The organism is Streptomyces sp. NPDC004667, from assembly GCF_040609475.1.
In the GTDB taxonomy this organism is placed as follows: Bacteria; Actinomycetota; Actinomycetes; order Streptomycetales; family Streptomycetaceae; genus Streptomyces.
This window is the reverse complement of the sequence record NZ_JBEXKC010000189.1, coordinates 1-4,619: the sequence shown is the minus strand read 5'-3', so window position 1 is coordinate 4,619 and position 4,619 is coordinate 1. Positions and strand designations below refer to the sequence as shown.

The 4,619-nt window shown below is 78.3% G+C and carries 2 protein-coding genes and 2 pseudogenes; 1 reads left to right on the top strand and 3 read right to left on the bottom strand.

Annotation, left to right across the window (positions count from 1 at the left end; translation table 11 throughout):
• The 3 genes and pseudogenes from ABZW32_RS38875 to ABZW32_RS38865 all read right to left on the bottom strand — a co-directional run.
• A pseudogene (locus ABZW32_RS38875) lies at positions 1-662 on the bottom strand (hypothetical protein); the annotation flags it as partial.
• 128 nt (positions 663-790) lie between these two features.
• A complete protein-coding gene (locus ABZW32_RS38870) occupies positions 791-2,683 on the bottom strand; it encodes a hypothetical protein (RefSeq protein ID WP_356225515.1) in 1,893 nt (630 codons plus the stop codon).
• Positions 2,680-3,282: a sigma-70 family RNA polymerase sigma factor gene (locus ABZW32_RS38865; RefSeq protein ID WP_356225513.1), complete on the bottom strand. Its 603-nt coding sequence runs from the start codon at positions 3,280-3,282 to the stop codon at positions 2,680-2,682. Before ABZW32_RS38865 ends, ABZW32_RS38870 begins: the two co-directional genes overlap by 4 nt.
• Before the next feature lie 236 nt (positions 3,283-3,518).
• Between ABZW32_RS38865 and ABZW32_RS38860 the strand changes: the two are divergent.
• A pseudogene (locus ABZW32_RS38860) lies at positions 3,519-4,619 on the top strand (hypothetical protein); the annotation flags it as partial.

The window sequence follows — 4,619 nt, the reverse complement described above, 5'->3', positions numbered from 1 at the left end:
GCCCCGGCCGCGGTTCCCGGCCCGCGGCCGGAGCCGGGCCGCTGCTCGTACGCCGTGCCGGGGGCCGGGGCGGGGGCCGGGGCGGCGGAGCCGTAGGGGATCGCGGTGGCCGTCAGCTCGTCGATCGCCGCGCCGAACGCCTCGTCGAGGTCCTCGAAGCCGTCCAGCCAACCCGGTTCGGAGGGTCCCGGATCGAAGAGGCGGCCGGTGGCCCAGGCGCAGGCGGAGATCACGGACGTGTCCTCCACCGGTCGCCCCTCCTCGTCCACGACCAGGGCGAACATGGAGCTCTGGCCCGGCAGCGTCAGCTCGGACTGCGGCACACCGGGATCCGGATCGGTCCCCTCGGGCAGTACGGCGATCATCGCCTGGCGGAGCAGCTCCAGATCGAAGACCCCGCAATAGACCTCGTGCCGCCACATCCGGCCGTTCGGTGCCCGTCGTGCGCCCGTGTCCGGATGGTCGGCGTCCCACGGCAGGTGCGGCGCCACCCGTCCCGGCAGCGGCGTCAGGTCGACGACGTACTCGTTCCTCGGCCCGGACCGTGCGGCGGGACGCCGTCGGGGTAATGCCGGGATGCCGGGAGGACCGAACAGCTCGATGGCGCGCCAGCACTCCAGCAGCGCTTCCCGGCGGTGGTCCTGCCCCTGTCGGCTCCGCACTCCCCGCCCCCTGTGACGTGCGCGGCACCCGGCCGCTTCCCTTGCCGATCGGCTGTTGATCGAATCTACCGGACCCCCGGCCGGCCGGGGGTCCGGCGGGCTCGCCGGTCGCCGTCGTGGAAGAGGGGTCACATGTGGAGGACCACCAGGCCGTTCGGGGCGGGGAGGGTGCCCGGGGTGACCTGGGTGAAGGTGCGGGGGAGGGCGAGGCGGGGGCGGTCGGGGTCCGGTGGGGCGTCGGCCTCGAAGAGGTAGGCCGCCGCCGTCGCGGGGTCGCTGACCAGGTGGGGGCCCCGTGGGGCGGTGGCGCGGGTCAGCGGGGTGCGGAAGAGCCGGCCCAGCAGGCGCAGGGTCTCCGGGGTCATGCGGGTGGCGGACGCCGGGCCGGGCGGGGTGGCCGGCGCGGGCGGGGCGGCGGGGCGGGCGGGCGCGGGATCCGCGGCGGTCGCGGGGGCGGGATCCGCGGTGGCGTCCGGGGCGGGGTCCGGGGGGATGGCCCCGGACAGGAGGAGGGCCAGGAGGACCGGTACGGCCTTGCTGCGCAGGGCCTCGGCCGCGGAGCGCAGCCGGTGCGCGTGGCTCGCCGGCAGCGGGAGCGCGAGGCTCCCGGCGGCGCCGCCGGCGGTGATCGGCACCGCCGAGCGGACGGCCCCGGGGGAGTACTCGCGCAGGTCGAAGACGGGGGTGCCGGGGGCCAACGCGTCCAGGGCGCCGAACAGGGTCCGGCCGTAGGTGATCGTCCGCGCCGTCGGCCCGGCCGGGCGGTGGCGGGGTACGTGGCCGGCCCGGTCCCGGTGGTCCGGCCGGCTCAGCGGGCACGGGCCGGCCGCGCGGGCGGGCGCGGCCGCCCGGAAGTCCACCCACTCCCGCACCGGCGGAGCCCCCGGCCCGCCCTCCCTCCGCGCGATCCGGACCTCGTCCTGCGCGTACCGGCTGAGGTACACGGCGGCGCCCGCGCTGTCGCGGGTCAGCGCGAGGGTGCGCTGGAGCTGCCCTGCCAGGCCCGTGCCGCCCGGTGCGGCGAGCCGGTCCAGGGCCGGGCCGGGCGCGTACACCCCCGCCCCGGGCCGGTAGGCGTACTGCTCCTCGCACAGCATGGCCAGGAGCGGGCGCAGCGCCGCCTCGGTCAGGCCGGAGTCGCGTGCGAGCCGGGTGGTCGGCACCCCCAGGGGGTGCCGCTCCAGGACCCGTACGACGGCCAGTGCGCGCCGCGCCTCCGCCAGGGCCCCGCCCTGGTCGGCCCGGACGACCGTCCCCCGCGCGGCCGGCGTCGGCGCGGGGCGGCGCAGCGGGCCCGGTCCGGGGCCGGGCCCGCGCGCGGGGAGCGGGGGCGGCGGCAGGAACGCGGCGAGCACCGCGGGCAGCCCCGCCCGGGGCAGCGGCACCGGGCCCAGGTCGGGGTCGTCGGGCTGGTCCACGTAGCGCAGGACGGCCGCCTGGGCGCACAGCCGTACCTCGCGCAGCTCGCGGCGGCCGCCGGGGCGGAATCCCCGCCGCCCCAGCTCCCGTGCCCAGAGCCGGGCGTCGTGGTGCTCGCCGCGGCGGGAGTGGTCGAGGAAGAGGCAGTACGCGGCGGTGGCGGTGCGGGGGCTGCCGGAGCCCGCGGCGAACTGCCACCAGAAGCGCGAGCCCTCGCGCAGCCCGGCGAGGTGCAGCAGACAGCCGAAGACCACCGCCCCGGGCGGGTCGCCCTGATGGCCGTCGGTGAACCGCCCGAGGTCGTGCGCGGCGCGAGGGTCGCAGACGACGGCGAGGCAGGCGGCCTTGAGGTCCCGGCGCGCCCGTTCGGAGTCGAGGGGACAGTCCCGGGCCGGGTCGCTCCAGCCGAAGGGGCGGCGCCGGTTCCTGACCGTCGCCGCGGTCGCGCCGGGGGCGCGCGGGACGCGCAGCAGCCGGGACTCGGCCGCGCCGAGGTCGTAGTGCGGGTAGCGGTCGCGCACGCCCGCCCGGGCCAGGAACTCGGCCAGCGCGCGCGGAGGTCCTGCGGGGGCGCCGTCGGCGTCGGTCTCGCGGGGCCTCATGATCCGGCGGACGCGTCGAGGAGCCGGGCGAGGCGGCGGTGGGCCTGTCCGAGCTGGGAGCGGACGGTGGCCTCGTCTACGCCCATCACGGAGGCGGCCTCGCCGGGGGTGCACTGGAGTCCGTAGCGCAGCATCACGGCGTCCCGCTGGCGCTCGGCGAGGCGGGAGACCGCCGAGTAGAAGCGGATGGTGTCGGTGAGCACCTCGTACTGGTCGGCGTGGGCCTCCTTGAGGGCCGCCTCGAAGGCGCTGGTGTCCATCGGCTCGGGCCGGTGGTGGCGGGGGTCGCGGCGCCGCTGCCAGTCGACGATGCGCTGCTTGAGGACGGTCCAGGCGTAGGCGTCGAGCCGGTCCATGTGCAGCATGCGGAGCCACTCGTTCATGATCGATTCGAAGGCGGCGTCCACGGCGTCCTCGGCGGCCGTGTCGGAGCCGAGCTGGAGGTACGCGAAGCGCATGTACGCGGGCCGCCGGTTGGCGTGGAAGGCCCAGTACGAAAGGCGCGCGGTCGGACTCCACTGGCTCATGGGCGTCGGCTGCCGCCTGCGGCTGGGCAGTCCCACGGCCCCGCCGGACTCCTCCGGTCCGCCATCGCTCACCGTTCCCCACCTCATCCCCTGTGCGGGTCCATGGAAGCAGCGCGGGCGCACTCGGAGGGCGCAGAGAAGAAACCTGGAAATATTACGTTTGGTGATGACCGGTTGGTGATCGATATCGACCGATCGGGGGTGCGGCCAGCGCGAACGCATATGCCGGGACGCGGGGTGGAACCGTGGCGGGCGCCCGCCACGGACACGGCGTGTGACCATCCCATGATTCACTCGTTTGTCCGACCGTGGCCACAACACCGCGTTCCGGTTCCGGGCAGCCCGGCCGGCCGACCGAGCCCGCGTCCCCGCAGTACCCGGCGCCGCCCGCGCCCCCGGGCCGGACGGCCTTCGAACGGGCCGAGGCGGTGCTCGTCGAGCAGTACCCCCGGCTGGTCCGCCTCGCCTACGTGACCCTCCCGCCCTCCCTGGGCCGGCACACCCGGGTCCTCCTGGCGCACCGCGCCGTCCAGCACGCCCTGCCCAGGGGGCCCGGTGGCCGCGCCCCCGGCGGGCCGGGCGGCCCCGACAGCCCCGGCGGGCCCCTGGAGGAGCTGCGCGTACGCGTCCTGCGCGCGGTCCTCGCCCCCACCGGACGGGCCCGCCGCCTGCTGGCCCGGACCGGCCGGCCGCTCACCCCGCCCTTCGTGTGGGGGCTGCGGCTGTGGCCCCCGGCGGGCGGCGTCGACGAGGCGGCCCGGCTGCTGGGGGAGGCGCCCGGCCCGGTCCGGGCCGCCTTCGTCCTGCACCGGATCGACGGACTGCCCGAGGAGGCGGTCGCCCGGGTGCTGGGCGCGGCGGGCGTGGCCGGGTCGGTGCGTGCGGCCGGGTCGGCGGGTGCGGCCGGGTCGGCGGGTGCGGCCGCAGCGGCGGACGCCGTGCGGGAGGCGCTCGCCGTACCCGTGGGGGAAACGCTCCTGCCGGTCCTGCGGAACCCGGAGTTCGACGCCAGCGTGGTCAGCGCCCGCCCCACCGACCTGCTGCGCCGCCGCCGCGGGGTCCGCGCCGGGTGGGCCGCGGCGGCCGTGCTGGCGCTGGTCTGCGGGGTCCTCGCGGCCGACTCCTCGCCCCCGCGCACCGAAGCGGCGCCGGCGGCCGGACCCGTCGCCGCCGGGGTGCTCGACCCCGCCCGGCTGGGCAGGGTCCCGGCCGGGGCCTGGGCCGACACCGCCCGCGTGGACTTCACCGCCTGGCCCGCCCGGGGCTCCCGGACCGCCGACCGGGCCCTGCTCACCAGGGCCCTGGGCGCCTGGGCGGCCCGGCCCGGCGGGGTCCGGACGACGGCCGCGCCCGGCACCCCGACCGATCCGCCGGCGCACCCGCCCCAGCTGCTGTACGCCGGGAACGTG

What these genes read in the sequence shown, in the direction of transcription:
- ABZW32_RS38870 (WP_356225515.1), bottom strand. Translation starts at nt 2,683, where the DNA reads ATGAGGCCCCGCGAGACCGACGCCGACGGCGCCCCCGCAGGACCTCCG.